Genomic DNA, 15,980 nt, shown 5'->3' with positions numbered 1-15,980 from the left:
GATGGCAGCTGAAAAATTTAAGGATAAGATTATAAAAGTTTTTGGGATGGAAGTTGATAACGAGGACGATTACGATGAAGTATACGAAGAAGATGAGTTTGAAGAAAAAACCAATGAAATAGAAGACACTAGAAGTGCTTTTGTTCCACCAAAAACCAAAAAGACTACACCTGTGCGACACAATGACTTTGCAGTTGATGACGGTCCAGAAGTTTTAGTGCTCGAACCAGAAGTTTTTAAGGATGCGCCTGGAATTTGCAATAAAATTCGTTCAAACAAAACAGTTGTTCTTAACTTAAAGAACACTGATTATGAAAATGGAAGAAAAATCTTTGATTTTCTAAGTGGAGCTTTGTTTGCATTAGATGGTTCTATCAATAAGATTGCAGATAATGTTTTTATTTTGGCGCCAAAACAGGTAGCTGTGTTAACTAATCCACAGAATGAAGAGCTTGACTTCAACTCACCAATACTTGAATGGGATGAAGATCTGGAATAGGTATGATTCAAGGTATTTTATTAAGAGCAGGGTTTTATCTATTTGAATTTGTATCCTTTCTGATAATCGTCAATGTATTGTTAAGTTGGGTGCGACCAGATCCCAACAACGTTATTGTGAAATTCATTTATGGTTTGACTGAACCTATTCTGGCACCACTCAGAAGATTTGCTATTATTGGACCAGTTGATTTGTCGCCTTTTGCAGCACTATTAATTTTACAGTTTTTAGTCTATCCTCTCTATCAGTGGCTCATTACCAGTATATTTTAAGCTGATTATAAGGAGAAGAAATGACTGATAAAAAAGAAAGTTACCGTTTATCGCGAATTGAAGAGGCTTGTGAGAATTGTTCTTATCCTGTCTATTTTGATTTTTATGATGAGCGGCTTCAAAATAAGATTGAGGACATTGTGAAGCGTTATGATGTCCGATATCTTTTTTTTGGTGGAAACCAGAATGCCCAACGACAGATGCTTTGTATTTTTCCTGATTACTGTGATGAGTGTGATCTTGAATGGCCAATTCAATCACTGGTATTTGATGTTAAAGAAAAATTAGATCACAGAAATGTTCTAGGAGCATTGATGAGTTTAGGAATTTCCAGAGATCTGATAGGTGATATAGATGTATCTGAGCATCTGGGTCAAATTATTGTCAACGAGCGAATCACTGATTTTATTGAAAAAAATCTTGTGAAAATTAGTCATCAATCAATTAATTTAAAGGTAAAAAGACTTGATGAAATACTTACTTTTGAAAGGCAATTTGTTGAGAAATCAATTGTAGTTGCTTCTGATCGGCTCGATGGGATAATTGGAAAAATATTTGGTCACTCGCGGCAAATAAGCATTGAAATGATTCGTCAAAAAAAAGTACGCTTAAATTATGAAGATGTCAGCAAAAATGATTGTCGAATTTCTGAGGGTGATATTATTTCGTTAAGAGGCAAGGGTAAGGCGCGGGTTACCAGTATGGACGAAAAGACAAAAAAGGGCAATATCAGAATGATTGTTGAAATTTATCGATAGAAATAGAGGAAATAATGCAAACAGAAAAATGGCTAATTGATGAGCAGGCTAATATACGGCTTGATATGTTCTGTGCCAGTCAATATGAAGAATACTCAAGGGAATTTTTCAAGGGTCTTATTAAAGAGGGCAAAGTATTAGTTAACGGATTAGCATCGAAGGGGAGTTATCGTTTAAAAGAAGGAGACAGTATTTCGATAGAAATTCCGGAAGCAAAACCATGGGACATCCAAGCAGAAAAAATGGATTTGGATATAGTCTTTGAAGACGATGACGTTTTAGTTGTCAATAAACCTAAAGGGATGGTGGTTCATCCTGCTCCTGGTAATTATACAGGAACTCTGGTAAACGGATTGATGGCTCATACGGGGGTCTTGTCATCAATAAATGGTGTTTTACGCCCTGGCATTGTACATCGTATTGATAAGGATACATCCGGTTTACTAATGATTGCTAAGAACAATAAAGCACATCAGAGTCTAACCAATCAATTAAAAGAACATTCTGTCATTCGAATCTATTACGCTGTTGTTGCAGGTTGCCTTGATGTGAATGAGGGTAAGATTGACATGCCAATAGGCCGGCACCCTAAAAATCGTCTCAAAATGGCAGTGGTTTCTGAGAACTCTAAAGAAGCCATTACTCATTTTAAAGTCATTAAACGCTATGAAAAACTCACTTTCGTGCAGTTTCGACTGGAGACAGGAAGAACGCATCAGATTCGAGTTCACATGGCAGAGATCGGTTATCCAATCCTTGGTGACCCTGTTTACGGGAAGGATGATTTCAATAAGAAATTCAAATTAAAAGGCCAATGTCTACATGCGCAGACATTGGGATTTGTTCATCCGAAAACGAAACAGAATATGGTGTTTACTGCTAAAGTACCGGAAGATTTTCTTAATGTTTTAAAACGCCTTAACAGCTAATTAGTCTTCATCGTAGATTCGTTCGATATTATCGATTACCTCGCTTTTCGGCGTGATATACATGGTATTCTGATTCGTGAAAGTAACCATGCCAGGTTTTGATTTAGGCGGTTTTTTGAGGTATTTATACTCAACATAGTCAACTGGGACGTTATTTGAACCTTTTGATCTGCTATACCAGGCAGCTAAGGAACCAGCTTCTAATAGCGTTTTTTCAGTAATAAATTTACCTTTGGCGACAATTAGGACGTGGGAGCCAGGAGCATCTTTTACATGCAGCCAGCAATCCTCGTCTTTGCCGAGGCGAGTTGCGATTTCGTCGTTTTGATAATTATTTTTACCCACATAGATATGAAATCCTTCGGACGATAAAAAGTGCATGGGGCGTGAAACATTTTTCTTTTTTCGATCTTCTTTTGAAACAGATTTCTTATTGAATTCTGAATTAATATATTCATGACGAATTTCTTCCAGTTCTTCAATTTCAGTTGATTGCTCAAGGCTGTTTAGTAAAGATTCAAGATAGTATATCTGTTGTTCTGTTGTTTCAATGTAGGGAATAAGATATGCAATAGCTGATTTGCTTTTGTTATAACGCTTGTAATAGGATTGAGCATTTTGTGAGGGACTCAAATTTACCTTCATGGGAATTTCAATGCTCTTTTGTTCAGGATCGTAATAATCCATGAGAGTAACTGATTTTTGTCCGCTCGTAATCTGATAGATATTAGCTGTAATGAGATCTCCCCATAATCTGTATTTTTCGCCTTTTTGAGCTTTATTTAAATCATCGTAAAGATTCTTAAGCTTCTTTTGATGTTTTTTGAGAAGTGTATCAAGTTGCTGCATAAGGCTGGCACTGCGTGATCTGAAGCGCAGAATTTTATCTCGTTGAAAATAAAAATCCTCTAGCATATTACAGACCATTGAATAATTTTTTGCGGTGAAGTCCTGTTCCAAATAATGATTATTGACTGTTGAAAAATCTTCTGGCTTGCGATGGTTGAAATAGATAACCGGGTAGCTGCCAGAACGAATTCTTTCAACTAGATCAAAGAATTCCTGACAAAGGTATTGTTTTTGTTTTTTTGTCAAGGTATTGACGATTAGCGAATCATTAAGACCAGTTCTAAAAGCAATTTCCATTGAAATAGCAGGACTTATACCTAAAAACGACTGAATAAAAAAATCTCTAATTGAAACGGTTGACTTAGCTTCCAATAAAGCCGAAAATGACTCAGGGCTTGAACTAAAAAATCCAATCCGATGATTAAGTGGAGGATAGACATATGCTCGGCCGGGCAAAATCTGGCGGAAACGACTTGAGGAAACGCCAACTTTTTTTAGTGAATCAAGAATATCAAAGTGTTCATTGAGAAGAATGATATTGCTGTTACGTCCCATTATTTCAATAATCAGAGTTCGAATAACCGGCTCATTAAATTCATTCTTTTGTTGAATTTTCATTTGTATCAGTCGATCGGTCTGATATTGTTCAAATCCCAGGATAATACCATTTAATATGTATTTTCTTAATGACATACAAAAACTTGGTGGCGCAGAAGGGTTTTCTTTAATGTTTTGCGTTATATATAAGCGTGGATTAGAGCTGTTGGCTGATAACAGCAGATGTTGCTTCTCTTTGCCATGGTTTACCAACAACCTGATTTCATCTGTTTCTGGCTGGTAAATTTTCCTAATTCGTCCATCTTTTAAGCGATCATTCAGTTCCTTTGTTAAATGATAGGTGGTAATGCCATCAAAAGCCATGGTGTTTTCCTTTCTTCGAAGAGATTCTAGATTTTTAATTCTAACATTAAACCTAACCGAAATAAAGCAATACTTGATAGAAAATAAAAAAGTCATTGAGATTTATTGACTTTTTTAAAAGAATTCGTTATAGTGAAATGATGAAGTTTTCTTTGCTAAGAGTTAGCAAATAGAGTTAAAACATTGACAGCTCTTATTTGGAAAATTTAACTGGAACGTATAAAAGATTCAGGAAGGTGTGCATAATGAAGAGTATGACAGGTTTTGGACGTAGTGATTTTCGCGATGATCAATATGATCTTTCAATCGAAATCAAGACAATAAATCATCGTTATCGTGATTTTTTTCTAAAAACCCCTAAGATCTTAAATCCCATTGAAGAAAAAATTAAAAATGATATTTCAAAAAAAGTCGCCAGAGGGAGAATTGAAGTATTCATTAAATTTAATGAGATAGATGGGAAAAATCGAAAGATTTCTTTCGATGAAGAACTGGCAAATCAATATATTTCAGTTCTCAACAATATCAAACGATTGGATTCAATGATTTCTGATGAAATAGATTTGAGCTTAGTTGCTAAATTTCCAGATGTGATTGTCATTGAAGAAAATCAGGAAGATGAAGAACAGATTTATAATATTATCGAACCGGTTTTGAATGAAGCACTTAATAAACTGGATCACAGTCGGATCATTGAAGGCGAGAATTTAAAGAAGGATATAATTTTCAGAAATGATAGAATAAGAAAATATATAGAAGAAATTGAAACTAAAAGTCCTGAAATGCTGGAAAAGTATCGTCATGATTTAAAAGAGCGGGTTGCATCATACATTGAATCCCTTGAAATTGATGAAAAACGGTTGTTGACAGAAGTTGCAATCATGGCAGATAAGCTTAATGTCGATGAAGAACTGACGCGTTTAAAAAGTCATACCGGGAGACTAGCAGTTATTCTTCAAGAGAATGAGCCGGTTGGCCGTAAACTTGACTTTCTAATTCAGGAGATAAATCGCGAGATTAATACAATTGGTTCAAAAGCAAATGATCTTTCCATTACTAATCTGGTGGTGGATGTAAAAAGCGAAATTGAAAAAATTCGTGAACAAATTCAAAATATCGAGTAGAGGTGTAGTTTTATATGAATACTTGTCCTATCAGTCCCCCAGAATTAAATGAAGAAGAAATGAAGGAGCCCTTTTTTCAAAGGGAGAAGGGGATTTTAATCGTTATTTCAGGGCCTTCCTGTGCAGGTAAAGGTAGTGTGTGCAAAATTATTTGCAGAAACAATCCGGATCTTCGCTTATCAGTTTCGGAAACAACTCGACAACCGCGTAATGGAGAAATACCTGGTAAAGACTACTTTTATATTTCAAAACAGGAGTTTGAGGATAGAATCGAAAAGGGACAATATCTGGAATACGCTTCAGTTTATGAAAACTATTATGGTACACCAAAAGATTATGTTGAAAATCTTCTGGATTCAGGGTATGATGTAATACTGGAAATAGACATTCAGGGTGCGGCTAAAGTCAGAACTGGATATAAAGAGGGCATTTATATTTTCATTGTACCGCCGTCAATGAAGGAACTGAAGCGGCGAATTGAGGAGCGAGGAACCGAAAGTAAAGAACAGATGGAAATGCGCTTAAGTTGTGCGAGTGAAGAAATTAAAAATGCCGATGATTACAGTTATATTGTTATTAATGATGATTTAGATGTTGCAGCAAATAAGGTACAGTCAGTTATTACTGCTGAAAAATGTAGAACTGAACGTTTAAAAAATAGAATTGAAGAAATATTGGGGAGATAATATGAGAGAACCTGGATTAAATTTATTAATTAGTAAAGCTGGAAATAAATATTCGCTGGTTTTAGCGACAGCTAAAAGAGCAAGAGAAATAATTGATGGCGATGAGCCTCTGGTGAAAATTACAGTAGATAATCCAATCACAATTGCAACCAATGAAATTGCTCAAGATATGGTTCATTGTGTTTTAGAGAGTGACATTGACAGTTATGTTGAATATGAGTTTCAGCAGGAAGCTGAATCGGTTATCCAATAAATAGTGCTTTGAAGGCATGAAAATTGAAAGTTGTAGAAGTTTATTTAAAACAGAACAATAAAAGCATCGACCAACCCTTTTTTTATAAACCTGCTATAGACCAGAAGGTTGAGGCTGGGATGCGTGTTTTAGTCCCATTTGGAAGAGGAAATCGTGAGCTCGAAGGCTTTGTGACGAGGCTGGTGGAGATCGATAAATTATCATATGCTGTGAAATCTTTATTGATGGTTCTCGATCGTGAACCTGTGTTAAACCAGGCGCAGATTGAACTCTGTCTGTGGATGAAATTTTATTATTGTTCATTGTTTTATGATAACCTATCTTATTTTATTTCACCAGTAAGGGTTAAAAAAGAGGCATATATTAGACTCAATTTCTCTGAAGTGCAATTTGAATATCCGGAATTAAAATTTTTAGATAAGTATTTTAAGAATCATTCGAAGGAAGTACCTGAAAGAAATATAAAAAAGGAAGACCGGGAAGTTCTTAAAAAAATGATAGAAAAACGCTTCATCAGCCGAAAAGATGTTTTCTCTGTGTCACCGGTAGTTGAAGAAAAACATTATACACTAGTAAGAGCTGATGAAAATTTTAAGGCGGGAAAAAATCAAGAAGCCATCTTAAAACTACTTAATTATAAACCTCTAACTGATTCTGAATTAAAGCAATTGATTCCAAACTATCGGACAAGTCTGAGCGGTCTGATTAGGAAAGGACTTGTGAGAGAATTATCAGATCAGGAATATAAATTATCAAAAGTCAGAAATAATGCTTTAACAATTCAGAGTGTTTTTTTAAGTGAAAATGAAAAAGAGATTTATCACAAGTATAGAGAATTGGATAGTGATGGCAGTTTCTTTAAAGGCAGTGACTCTGCATCAAAGTATCGAATTTTGTTTAAAATCATTGAAGAAAAGCTTAGGCTAAATCAGACAGTTGTTTTTCTTATGCCAGAGATAAACTTAACATTTCATAAATTTGAATTGTTTTATAAATATTTTGGTGAACTGGTTGGCTTATACAATCATAGACTTACAGTTAAAGAACAACGAAAGTTCTGGCAGGGTGTTAAAAGCGGTGAAATCAGACTGATAATTGGCGTGCAGGGGGCTTTGTTTTTACCTTTTCAGCATTTGGGTCTGATAATAGTTGATAACGAAAGTGACCCATTATATTATTCAATGGGATCTCCTAAATTCCATTTACCAGTCTTAGTTAAAAAATATGCCCTTCTACATAAATGCCAGTATCTATTCCTGGATGAAATTCCCAGTATAAATACATATTACCACATCTTACAGAAAAAGATTGGCTACTTTGAAATTGATAAAGGTGCCAATAGCAGGATAATAAAAATCATTGATATGCAAAATGAGCTAAAAGACGGTAATCTAACACCTATCGGGAGAGAATTAAACTCGGAAATACTGCGGAATTTTAGCGATAAAAAACTAACGGTGATCCTTGCTAATAGAACTGGATATTCAAAAGCTGTGCTTTGCAGGAAATGCGGTCAAATACAGAAATGCCCTAATTGTAAGGTGGCATTAACATACAATGAAGGTAATTCAGTATTGGAATGTCAATATTGCGGATACCAGGAGAAGACGCTAAATCAATGCAGATATTGTGGCAATAATGAACTTAGACATTTAGGGATAGGCCTTGAAAAGCTAAAAGACTATCTGGTTAAAAGATATCCTAAGCTGAAAATTCTTGCAGTTCAAGGTGGAATGACTTTTAAGGATATTGAAAAAGTTAATGACTTAATCAAAAATCATGAGATCGATTTACTGATTGGCACTCAGATACTTAATAAGCATTTTAATTTTACAAATGTGGGTTTAGCTGTCTGTTTTTTAATTGATCGGGACTTAAATTTAGGTTCATATGATGCTGCAGAGGGGACGTATCAGGTTTATTCACGTTTTTTTAAAAAAGCTTTAAATTTTGATAGTTTAGGTTTTATTCAAACGAATGATTCTCAAAATGACTTAATTATGTCGATCGTTGAAGATAATTATAGAACATTCTATCAAGGTGAGTTGGAATTTAGAAAGACCATGAAGTTCCCGCCTTTTTATAATCTGGCAATATTAAGAATTAGTCATGGTAATCAGGAAATAGCAAAAAATGATGCCTTGCGTTTGTATTTTATTTTAAAAGAAGGCCTTGAACAGAAGAGTGTCGAGAATTACTCAATATATAAACCAGCAACTTTAGAATATAATTCAAATGAGCGCTTCGAAGAACAAATTATGGTAAAAATAATTAATATTCAGGATTTTCAGAATATATATCATGAGATAATTGAAAGAAAAGGCTTGGATACCCTTAAATCAAAAATTTCATTACAAATAAAAAATTAAAGGAGAATTATATGGCTATTAGACAAATAAGAATTGATGATGATCCGATCCTGCGAAAAAAATCGAGAGTTATTGAAGAGATTACAGATCGAGTCCGAGAATTAAATGAGGATATGATTGAGACTATGAATGCGGCTGATGGCGTTGGATTAGCTGCACCTCAAGTGGGAATACTTAAAAGAATAGCAATTGTAGACGTCGGTGATGGTCCAGTCACCCTGATCAATCCCAAAATTATTGAACAGGATGGTGAAGAGATCGACGAGGAAGCGTGTTTAAGTTTGCCTGAACAGTCAGGTCTCGTTAAACGTCCTAAACATCTGGTTGTGGAAGCAACAGATATTGAAGGGAATCGCTTTGAAATGGAGGCAGAAGACCTGTTGGCGAGAGCAGTATGTCATGAATTGGATCACTTGGATGGTATACTGTTTATTGATCGAGTTGAAGAACCGGAATTGATTGAAGATGAAGAAATTTAAGATCATTTTTATGGGGACTACAGATTTTGGAGCTCCTGCCCTGGAACAACTGATTGAAGATGGTCATACTATTTTATCAGTGTTCTGCCAACCGGACCGACCAAATCGCCGCGGCAAAAAAATTGAATTTTTGCCTATTAAAAAGTTGGCCATAGAAAAGGAACTCAAAATACTTCAACCTGAGAAAATAAATAATCCTGATATCATTGAGATGATAAAGGATGCCAAACCTGATTTTTTAGTAGTTGCAGCATATGGGCAAAAATTACCGGAAGAAATTTTAAGTATTCCTCTATATGGAGCTTTGAATATCCATGGATCATTATTGCCCAAATATAGAGGGGCTGCACCAATTCAAAGAGCGATTATCAACGGTGATAATATAACCGGCATTACGATAATGCAAATGGCAAAAGGTCTAGATACCGGAAATATGTATATTAAGTCTGAAACTGAGATAACTGCAAAAACAACCTTTGGAGAGCTGCATAAAATTTTAGCTGAATCAGGTGCTCGATTGTTATCAGAGAATCTTGAGAAGATTGCCAATAAAACGTTAATCGCTAAGGAACAAAATGAAAATGAGGCAACCTTTGCAGAGAAAATAGATAAAGAAATGGGGCATTTAGATTGGACCATGCCGGGGGAAAGGCTAGTTTCGCTGATTAACGGATTAGATCCCCATCCTGGAGCTTATTTTTATTTGGGGGATAAAAAAGTTAAATGTTTTTTACCGGTCTTTGAGAAAACGGAACTTAGCATTCAACCTGGACATGTTGTTGAAGCTGATGTTAAAAGTGGTCTTTCAGTTGCTGTTGGAAACGGCTTGATTAGAATAAAAGAAATACAATACCCCGGTAAAAAAAGGATGGCGGTCAAGGACTTTCTTAGAGGAAATCCAATCGAAATTGGAATGCTTTTTAAATAGACTAAGAAGATTTTTAGAAAGTTAGTTTATAATAATATTATGATTTTGTTGTTTAAAGTTTTGTGTGATTGCAACAAAATCAAATGTTCTAAATGTTTTTAGGAGGTGGAAAATGTATTTCTTACCATTTGATATGACCATTTTAATTTTGATCCCAGCAGTCTTATTTACAATATTTGCTCAGCATCAGGTTAGCAGTGCATATAAAGCATATAGTAAAGTTAGGACAAAGAACGGTTTAACTGGAACAGATGCTGCTAGAAAACTACTCAATTACAACCAGTTGGGAAATATTCAAATTGAAAATATATCCGGGAATTTAACGGATCATTACGATCCCCGAAGTAAAACAATGCGATTATCACAAGGGGTGGCTTCGACTGCCAGTGTAGCTGCAGTAGGTATTGCTGCACACGAAACCGGTCATGCTATTCAGGATAAAGTTGGGTATTGGCCATTAAAATTCAGAAATTTTATTGTTCCAGTATCTGGTTTTGCTTCAAATCTTGCCTGGCCACTTTTTTTTATTGGTTTTATTTTTGGAAACTCTACTTGGGGTTATGCACTAATGGACTTCGGAATCCTTTTATTTATGTTGGCATTGCTGTTTACGATCATTACATTACCAGTAGAATTTGATGCTAGTCGACGTGCAGTGAAAGGACTAGTTGAGAATAATCTGATTGATCAGTCGGAAGAAGCTGGTGTTAAACGTGTTTTAAGAGCTGCTGCCTTAACATATGTAGCTGCTGCTTTAACGGCTCTTTTAACTCTATTGCGATTAATTATTTTACGAGGTTCTAGAGATTGATGAATATTCGAGAAAAAGCATGTAAAACACTAATGAGGATTAATAACGAAGGCGCCTATTCAAATCTTGAGGTAAAAAGCATTTTAAAAGTTGCTGACATCAAAGATGAGGATCGACGCCTTTATCTTAGTATTGTTTATGGGACGCTTCAAAACCAGATCGGGCTTGATTATCTGATCCAAAAACAGATTAACAGGCCACTTGTAAAGATTCAAAAAGAAGTGTTGACAATTTTAAGGATAGCGTATTATCAACTGTATTTTCTTGATCGCATTCCAGATTATGCAATTGTAAATGAATCTGTTTTATTGGCGCAAAAGTTAAAACCCAAAGCGAAAGGTTTTGTTAACGGTGTTCTTCGCAATCAATTGCGAAAAATTGAAAAAGAAGGCCGTGACTGGAGTTTTGTAGAAATAGAAAATCGGATCGAAAGAATTTCAACAGAGCATTCTATGCCGCTTTGGATTTGTCAAAAATATATTGAGACTTTTGCTGCAGATGCGGAGAATATTATTAAAGAGATGAGTCAGCAGCCGCCATTTACAGTGAGATGTAACAATTTAAAAATAAAACCAGAACAGCTAAAACAGTTGTTTAATAAAGAAAATATTATTGTAAAATCTGGGTGCCTGAGCCATATGGCATTCCATTTAGAACAACTAGACGCTTTTCATCACCAGATTGAAAAGACGCCTCTTTATCAACAGGGTTTATTTTCGATTCAGGATCAGGGGGCAATGCTTACGGTAGAAGCATTAGGGGCTCAAGAAAATGAAATTGTTTTGGATATGTGCGCAGCACCAGGCGGAAAAACGACCTATTTAAGCCAAATTATGAATAATACCGGAAAAATTATTGCAAGAGATATTTATCCCAACAGACTCAAACTTATAAAAGCAGAATCCCAGCGCTTGGGATGTCAAAATATCGATATGGAACAAATAGACGGTACTCAGTATGAGGGGGCTGATTTTGAGAAATTTGATCGAATTTTGTTGGATGCTCCATGTTCTGGTCTAGGTGTAATTCGACGAAAGCCAGAAATACGTTATCAAATCACAAAAGAGACAATAAAAAATCTGATAAAAATTCAGGAATCCTTGCTAAAAAACGCTGGAAGGTATCTGAAAAAGGGGGGATTTTTATTGTATGCTACCTGCACAATTAACAGGGATGAAAATGAAAATCAGATTGAGACGTTTTTAAGACAATCAAATAATTTTGAACTGGTTCCAATCGACGGTGAGAAGTATCATCATACTCATCCGCTAACAGATGGCTGTGATGGTTTTTTTATGTGTCTGTTAAAAAAGAGTCGTTTTTAATAAATCAAATTAGTTACAATAAAAATACATAGTCAAAATTGTTTTCGCTTAAAATGTTTGATATAATTATAAAATCTGTGTGAGAAGTATTATGTTCAATCAGGGGTAAATTGATGAAGAAAAAAAACATCTTTGGAATGAATGAAAAATCTCTTTGCGAAATGATGACGAGTTTAGGTCAGAAAAGTTTCAGAGGAAAACAATTGTTCAATTGGTTGTATGAGAAACGGGTTGGCAGTTTTGAAGAAATGACAAACATCTCTAATGAATTGCAAAATCAATTGTTGGAGCATTTTTCGATTGAACATGGCACAGTTATAAAAATGCAGGAGGATTCTGAAGATTTCAGTAGAAAATATTTAATACAATTTTCTGATCAAGAAATGATAGAATCTGTTTTTATGCGTTATGAGCATGGCAATTCATTATGTGTTTCTTCCCAGGTAGGCTGTCGAATGGGCTGTAAATTCTGTGCTTCAACGACTGATGGCTGCGTCAGAAATCTTGAGCCGGGAGAAATGCTGGATCAGATATTTCTGGTTGAAGAAGAACTTAACGAACGAATTTCGAATATTGTCATAATGGGCATGGGTGAACCCCTTGACAATTATGAGAATGTTGTGAAATTCATCGAAGTTGTGAATAAGGGATTCGGAATCGGTCAACGAAAGATTACCCTGTCAACCTGTGGTCTGATCCCTCAAATCGAAGCTCTGGCAGCTGAGCATCTCGCGATTAACCTGGCGATTTCGCTGCATTCTGTCTTTCAGAAGAAACGGGAACAAATTATGCCAATCGCTAAGAAATACATCCTGCCAGATCTGCTCAAAAGCTGTGATGATTATTTTAATCTGACGGGAAGACGTATTACCTATGAATACGCTCTAATTGAAGGTTTTAACGATCAGGAAAGTGATCTGGAAGAAATTATTCGCATTTTCAAAGGAAGACCGCATCATCTGAATTTAATCGGCCTAAATGAGGTGGAAGGATTGCCTTACAAAAATAGCCTCTCTGGTAAACAGTTTTTTAAGCGTCTCCAATCAAGTGGTATAAACGTGACTATGCGACGAAAATTAGGAAGTGAGATCGATGCAGCATGCGGTCAACTACGAAAAAAAAATAGGGATAAGGTGATTATATGAAATGTGCCTACGGTTCCAATGTAGGAACACAAAGAAAAGTCAATCAGGATGCCTATTTAGCGGCAACGATCAAAAATATTGATCGAGTATCCTATGTATTTGCAGTAGCAGATGGTTTAGGAGGTCATCGCAGTGGAGAAGTTGCCAGTCAAACGGCAGTGGATTTCATAAAAAATAATTTATCGCGAATCAGAAATTATTTTGATTCTGAAGAAATGATGACCTTTGTTAACGATATTAATCAGGAGTTGAAAAAAGTCAGTGATGATGAGCCAGCGCGCTTAGGTATGGCAACAACATTGACTATGTGTATTGTTGACGGAAATGAAATGTGTATCTGTCATGTTGGTGACAGCCGTACTTATCTAATTTCAGACCAGGAAATTATTCGTTTAACGAAAGATCATTCACTAGTGCAAATTTTAGTTGATGAAGGAAAGATTACTCAGGAAGAAGCGGATATTCATCCACAGAAGAATGTTATTACTAGAGCTTTGGGGACCGATACTTCCGTTAACGTTGATATTTACAGGTATCCTGTTAAGGCCGGTGTAAAATATCTTGTTTGTTCAGACGGTCTTTTTAATATGGTTTCAGATGAAGCAATTAAGGATATAGTAAATCAGAACAGTTTAGAAGATGGCGCAAAATTATTAATAGACACAGCAAATATAAATGGAGGCAAGGATAACATCACTGTGGTGTTGTTCAAACCCCTGGAAGGAGTGACAGATGCTCAGTAGAACATTGGGGAAGCGGTACGAAATCGTCGAACTGATAGGGCGAGGTGGGATGGCTTACGTTTATAAAGCCAGAGATTTAAAACTCAATCGATATGTAGCGGTTAAAGTGCTGCGCGAAGAATATACAGAGAGTGAACAATTTATAAAAAAGTTTGATCGAGAATCACAGGCAGTAGCTTGTCTTTCTCACCCCAATATCGTTGGTGTTTATGATGTTGGCGTTCAGGATAATATATATTATATTATTATGGAGTATGTTGATGGGATAACATTAAAACAATATTTACTGCGAAAGGGTAAAATTGACTATGTTGAAGCGACGCGATTCTTAGTTGATATTTCCAATGCTCTGAGGTGTGCCCATGAAAATAAAATCATTCATCGTGATATTAAACCACACAATATTTTGTTGACTAGAGATCTGGTTCCTAAAGTAGCAGATTTTGGAATAGCTAGAGCAATAACAAGTTCTACTGTAACGATGACAAATCAGACGATGGGTTCTGTTCACTATATATCTCCTGAACAAGCTAGAGGAGGCTTTGTAGATGAGCGTTCTGACTTATATTCTTTGGGAATTCTGTATTATGAATTACTTACTGGTAAACTTCCTTTTGACGAGGAAAATACTGTGACAATCGCAATAAAGCATATACAGGAAGATCTGATACCACCAAAAAAAATAGAACCCAAAATCCCAGAAAAAGTAAACCGGATCGTAATGAAATTAACAGAAAAAAAACCTGATGATCGTTATCAGAATGTTGATGAACTGTTAGATGATCTGGATCAAATTCTTGAAGGAGTTGTGTCTTCGGGAAATGACGGATATGGAAGTAATCGCAATGATACCCATGTCTATCGGGAAGGGGTGTTTCATGTAGAAAATACTGGTGATTTCTCTGTTGATGAACTAGAAGAACAGGAAAACGAAACCCGTATTCAGAAAAATAAAGCAAAATCAAAAAAACCACTTTTTATTGCTTTGGCTCTAATTGCTGTAGCCGTTATAGGATTAATCGCCTTTGCTTTTATGCGTGGTAAAACTGTTACCGTACCTGATATTACAGGAATGACTGTTTCTGAAGCAACGACAGCTTTGCAGCAAGTTGATCTAAATATCCAGGTTGAAAAAGAAGTCTATAACTCAGAAGTTGAAGCTGGGAGAATAATATCACAATCACCTGAAAGTAAGCAGGAAATTGAATCGGGAAAAACTGTTAGTGTTACAGTCAGTCAGGGTATAAAATCTGCAGAAATACCAAATGTTGTTGGAAGCAGTGAAACTGATGCGGTAAAAGCTATTGAATCAGCGGGCTTTCTAGTTGGCGAGATTAAGCGGGAATTTAATGCCAGTTACGCCGCCGATATTGTTTTTCAAATGAATCCGGCTGGCAATACTTCAGCAAACGAAGGAACAAAAGTAACGATTTATGTCAGTAAAGGTCAAGATTTGGCGACCGTTCCGGATGTGGTTGGAACAGCTGAGGCGGATGCTCGCAACAGTTTAACTAATGCAGGTTTAACGGTGGGTACAATTACCTATGAACCCAGTGATTCTTTGGCAGAAGGCCTGGTCATAGAGCAAAGTTTGACTGCGGAACAATCTGTGGATAGAAATACTATTGTAAATTTGGTCGTGAGCAGCGGACTGATTTCTACTCAGAAACTAACTATTGATTTAACCGATTATTCTTCTTTATCACCAGCTGAATCAGTTGATGTTAAAGTTATCCTTTATGCAGCAGACAAAACAGAAACTGTAGTATATGAAGGTACGAATATGTCAGATGATAGTTTCACAGTAAAAGTTGAAGGCTATGGTCGACAAGTTTATGAAGTGTTTATTGACAATGTAAGTGCAGGAACTGGATATATTGACTTTTAAC

At 35.8% G+C, this 15,980-nt stretch carries 16 protein-coding genes; 15 read left to right on the top strand and 1 reads right to left on the bottom strand.

The window, feature by feature from the left end:
- Nucleotide 1 precedes the first annotated feature (1 nt).
- The 4 genes from Q5O24_08230 to Q5O24_08215 are packed head-to-tail and all read left to right on the top strand — an operon-like array spanning nt 2 to nt 2,458.
- Nucleotides 2-499 (top strand): cell division protein SepF, encoded by a 498-nt coding sequence (locus Q5O24_08230; GenBank protein WKY46375.1) that lies wholly within the window; start codon nt 2-4, stop codon nt 497-499.
- A gap of 2 nt (nt 500-501) precedes the next feature.
- Nucleotides 502-771 (top strand): YggT family protein, encoded by a 270-nt coding sequence (locus tag Q5O24_08225; protein ID WKY46374.1) that lies wholly within the window; start codon nt 502-504, stop codon nt 769-771.
- A 20-nt stretch (nt 772-791) separates the two neighbouring features.
- Nucleotides 792-1,529 carry a YlmH/Sll1252 family protein gene (locus Q5O24_08220; GenBank protein WKY46373.1) on the top strand — a complete coding sequence of 246 codons (738 nt, stop codon included), beginning with the start codon at nt 792-794 and terminating at the stop codon, nt 1,527-1,529.
- A 14-nt stretch (nt 1,530-1,543) separates the two neighbouring features.
- Nucleotides 1,544-2,458 carry an RluA family pseudouridine synthase gene (locus Q5O24_08215; protein WKY46372.1) on the top strand — a complete coding sequence of 305 codons (915 nt, stop codon included), beginning with the start codon at nt 1,544-1,546 and terminating at the stop codon, nt 2,456-2,458.
- Here the strand turns inward: Q5O24_08215 and Q5O24_08210 are convergent, their stop codons facing one another.
- Nucleotides 2,459-4,228 carry an NFACT RNA binding domain-containing protein gene (locus tag Q5O24_08210; protein WKY46371.1) on the bottom strand — a complete coding sequence of 590 codons (1,770 nt, stop codon included), beginning with the start codon at nt 4,226-4,228 and terminating at the stop codon, nt 2,459-2,461.
- A gap of 245 nt (nt 4,229-4,473) precedes the next feature.
- Here Q5O24_08210 and Q5O24_08205 point away from each other — a divergent pair, with 245 nt between their 5' ends.
- From Q5O24_08205 to pknB, 11 genes are all read left to right on the top strand, one after another.
- Nucleotides 4,474-5,352 carry a YicC/YloC family endoribonuclease gene (locus tag Q5O24_08205; GenBank protein WKY46370.1) on the top strand — a complete coding sequence of 293 codons (879 nt, stop codon included), beginning with the start codon at nt 4,474-4,476 and terminating at the stop codon, nt 5,350-5,352.
- Between the two features lie 59 nt (nt 5,353-5,411).
- Nucleotides 5,412-6,038 carry a guanylate kinase gene (gene gmk, locus Q5O24_08200; protein WKY49232.1) on the top strand — a complete coding sequence of 209 codons (627 nt, stop codon included), beginning with the start codon at nt 5,412-5,414 and terminating at the stop codon, nt 6,036-6,038.
- A 1-nt stretch (nt 6,039) separates the two neighbouring features.
- Nucleotides 6,040-6,291, top strand: a complete 252-nt coding sequence (gene rpoZ, locus Q5O24_08195; GenBank protein ID WKY46369.1) for a DNA-directed RNA polymerase subunit omega — start codon at nt 6,040-6,042, stop codon at nt 6,289-6,291.
- A gap of 23 nt (nt 6,292-6,314) precedes the next feature.
- Nucleotides 6,315-8,660, top strand: a complete 2,346-nt coding sequence (gene priA, locus Q5O24_08190) for a primosomal protein N' (GenBank protein ID WKY46368.1) — start codon at nt 6,315-6,317, stop codon at nt 8,658-8,660.
- 11 nt (nt 8,661-8,671) lie between these two features.
- Nucleotides 8,672-9,139, top strand: a complete 468-nt coding sequence (gene def / locus Q5O24_08185) for a peptide deformylase (protein ID WKY46367.1) — start codon at nt 8,672-8,674, stop codon at nt 9,137-9,139.
- Nucleotides 9,126-10,067: a methionyl-tRNA formyltransferase gene (gene fmt / locus Q5O24_08180; protein ID WKY46366.1), complete on the top strand. Its 942-nt coding sequence runs from the start codon at nt 9,126-9,128 to the stop codon at nt 10,065-10,067. Before def ends, fmt begins: the two co-directional genes overlap by 14 nt.
- 112 nt (nt 10,068-10,179) lie before the next feature.
- On the top strand, nt 10,180-10,878 hold the full coding sequence (locus Q5O24_08175) for a zinc metallopeptidase (GenBank protein WKY46365.1): 699 nt from the start codon (nt 10,180-10,182) through the stop codon (nt 10,876-10,878).
- A complete protein-coding gene (gene rsmB / locus Q5O24_08170; protein WKY49231.1) occupies nt 10,878-12,203 on the top strand; it encodes a 16S rRNA (cytosine(967)-C(5))-methyltransferase RsmB in 1,326 nt (441 codons plus the stop codon). The genes Q5O24_08175 and rsmB overlap by 1 nt, the downstream gene beginning before the upstream one ends.
- Before the next feature lie 113 nt (nt 12,204-12,316).
- A complete protein-coding gene (gene rlmN, locus Q5O24_08165; GenBank protein WKY46364.1) occupies nt 12,317-13,348 on the top strand; it encodes a 23S rRNA (adenine(2503)-C(2))-methyltransferase RlmN in 1,032 nt (343 codons plus the stop codon).
- Nucleotides 13,345-14,091, top strand: coding sequence for a Stp1/IreP family PP2C-type Ser/Thr phosphatase (locus Q5O24_08160; protein ID WKY46363.1), 747 nt, complete (start codon nt 13,345-13,347; stop codon nt 14,089-14,091). Before rlmN ends, Q5O24_08160 begins: the two co-directional genes overlap by 4 nt.
- The gene (pknB, locus tag Q5O24_08155; protein WKY46362.1) at nt 14,081-15,979 is read left to right on the top strand and encodes a Stk1 family PASTA domain-containing Ser/Thr kinase; all 1,899 of its coding nucleotides are present in this window, start codon (nt 14,081-14,083) and stop codon (nt 15,977-15,979) included. Before Q5O24_08160 ends, pknB begins: the two co-directional genes overlap by 11 nt.
- Nucleotide 15,980 lies beyond the last annotated feature (1 nt).

The organism is Eubacteriaceae bacterium ES3 (assembly GCA_030586155.1).
Lineage (GTDB): Bacteria > Bacillota > Clostridia > Eubacteriales > Eubacteriaceae > Acetobacterium.
The sequence above is the reverse complement of the archived record's forward strand: the minus strand, read 5'-3'. Positions and strand labels throughout refer to the sequence as shown.

What these genes read in the sequence shown, in the direction of transcription:
- Q5O24_08230 (WKY46375.1), top strand. Translation starts at nt 2, where the DNA reads ATGGCAGCTGAAAAATTTAAGGATAAGATTATAAAAGTTTTTGGGATG.
- Q5O24_08225 (WKY46374.1), top strand. Translation starts at nt 502, where the DNA reads ATGATTCAAGGTATTTTATTAAGAGCAGGGTTTTATCTATTTGAATTT.
- Q5O24_08220 (WKY46373.1), top strand. Translation starts at nt 792, where the DNA reads ATGACTGATAAAAAAGAAAGTTACCGTTTATCGCGAATTGAAGAGGCT.
- Q5O24_08215 (WKY46372.1), top strand. Translation starts at nt 1,544, where the DNA reads ATGCAAACAGAAAAATGGCTAATTGATGAGCAGGCTAATATACGGCTT.
- Q5O24_08210 (WKY46371.1), bottom strand. Translation starts at nt 4,228, where the DNA reads ATGGCTTTTGATGGCATTACCACCTATCATTTAACAAAGGAACTGAAT.
- Q5O24_08205 (WKY46370.1), top strand. Translation starts at nt 4,474, where the DNA reads ATGAAGAGTATGACAGGTTTTGGACGTAGTGATTTTCGCGATGATCAA.
- gmk (WKY49232.1), top strand. Translation starts at nt 5,412, where the DNA reads ATGAAGGAGCCCTTTTTTCAAAGGGAGAAGGGGATTTTAATCGTTATT.
- rpoZ (WKY46369.1), top strand. Translation starts at nt 6,040, where the DNA reads ATGAGAGAACCTGGATTAAATTTATTAATTAGTAAAGCTGGAAATAAA.
- def (WKY46367.1), top strand. Translation starts at nt 8,672, where the DNA reads ATGGCTATTAGACAAATAAGAATTGATGATGATCCGATCCTGCGAAAA.
- fmt (WKY46366.1), top strand. Translation starts at nt 9,126, where the DNA reads ATGAAGAAATTTAAGATCATTTTTATGGGGACTACAGATTTTGGAGCT.
- Q5O24_08175 (WKY46365.1), top strand. Translation starts at nt 10,180, where the DNA reads ATGTATTTCTTACCATTTGATATGACCATTTTAATTTTGATCCCAGCA.
- rsmB (WKY49231.1), top strand. Translation starts at nt 10,878, where the DNA reads ATGAATATTCGAGAAAAAGCATGTAAAACACTAATGAGGATTAATAAC.
- rlmN (WKY46364.1), top strand. Translation starts at nt 12,317, where the DNA reads ATGAAGAAAAAAAACATCTTTGGAATGAATGAAAAATCTCTTTGCGAA.
- Q5O24_08160 (WKY46363.1), top strand. Translation starts at nt 13,345, where the DNA reads ATGAAATGTGCCTACGGTTCCAATGTAGGAACACAAAGAAAAGTCAAT.
- pknB (WKY46362.1), top strand. Translation starts at nt 14,081, where the DNA reads ATGCTCAGTAGAACATTGGGGAAGCGGTACGAAATCGTCGAACTGATA.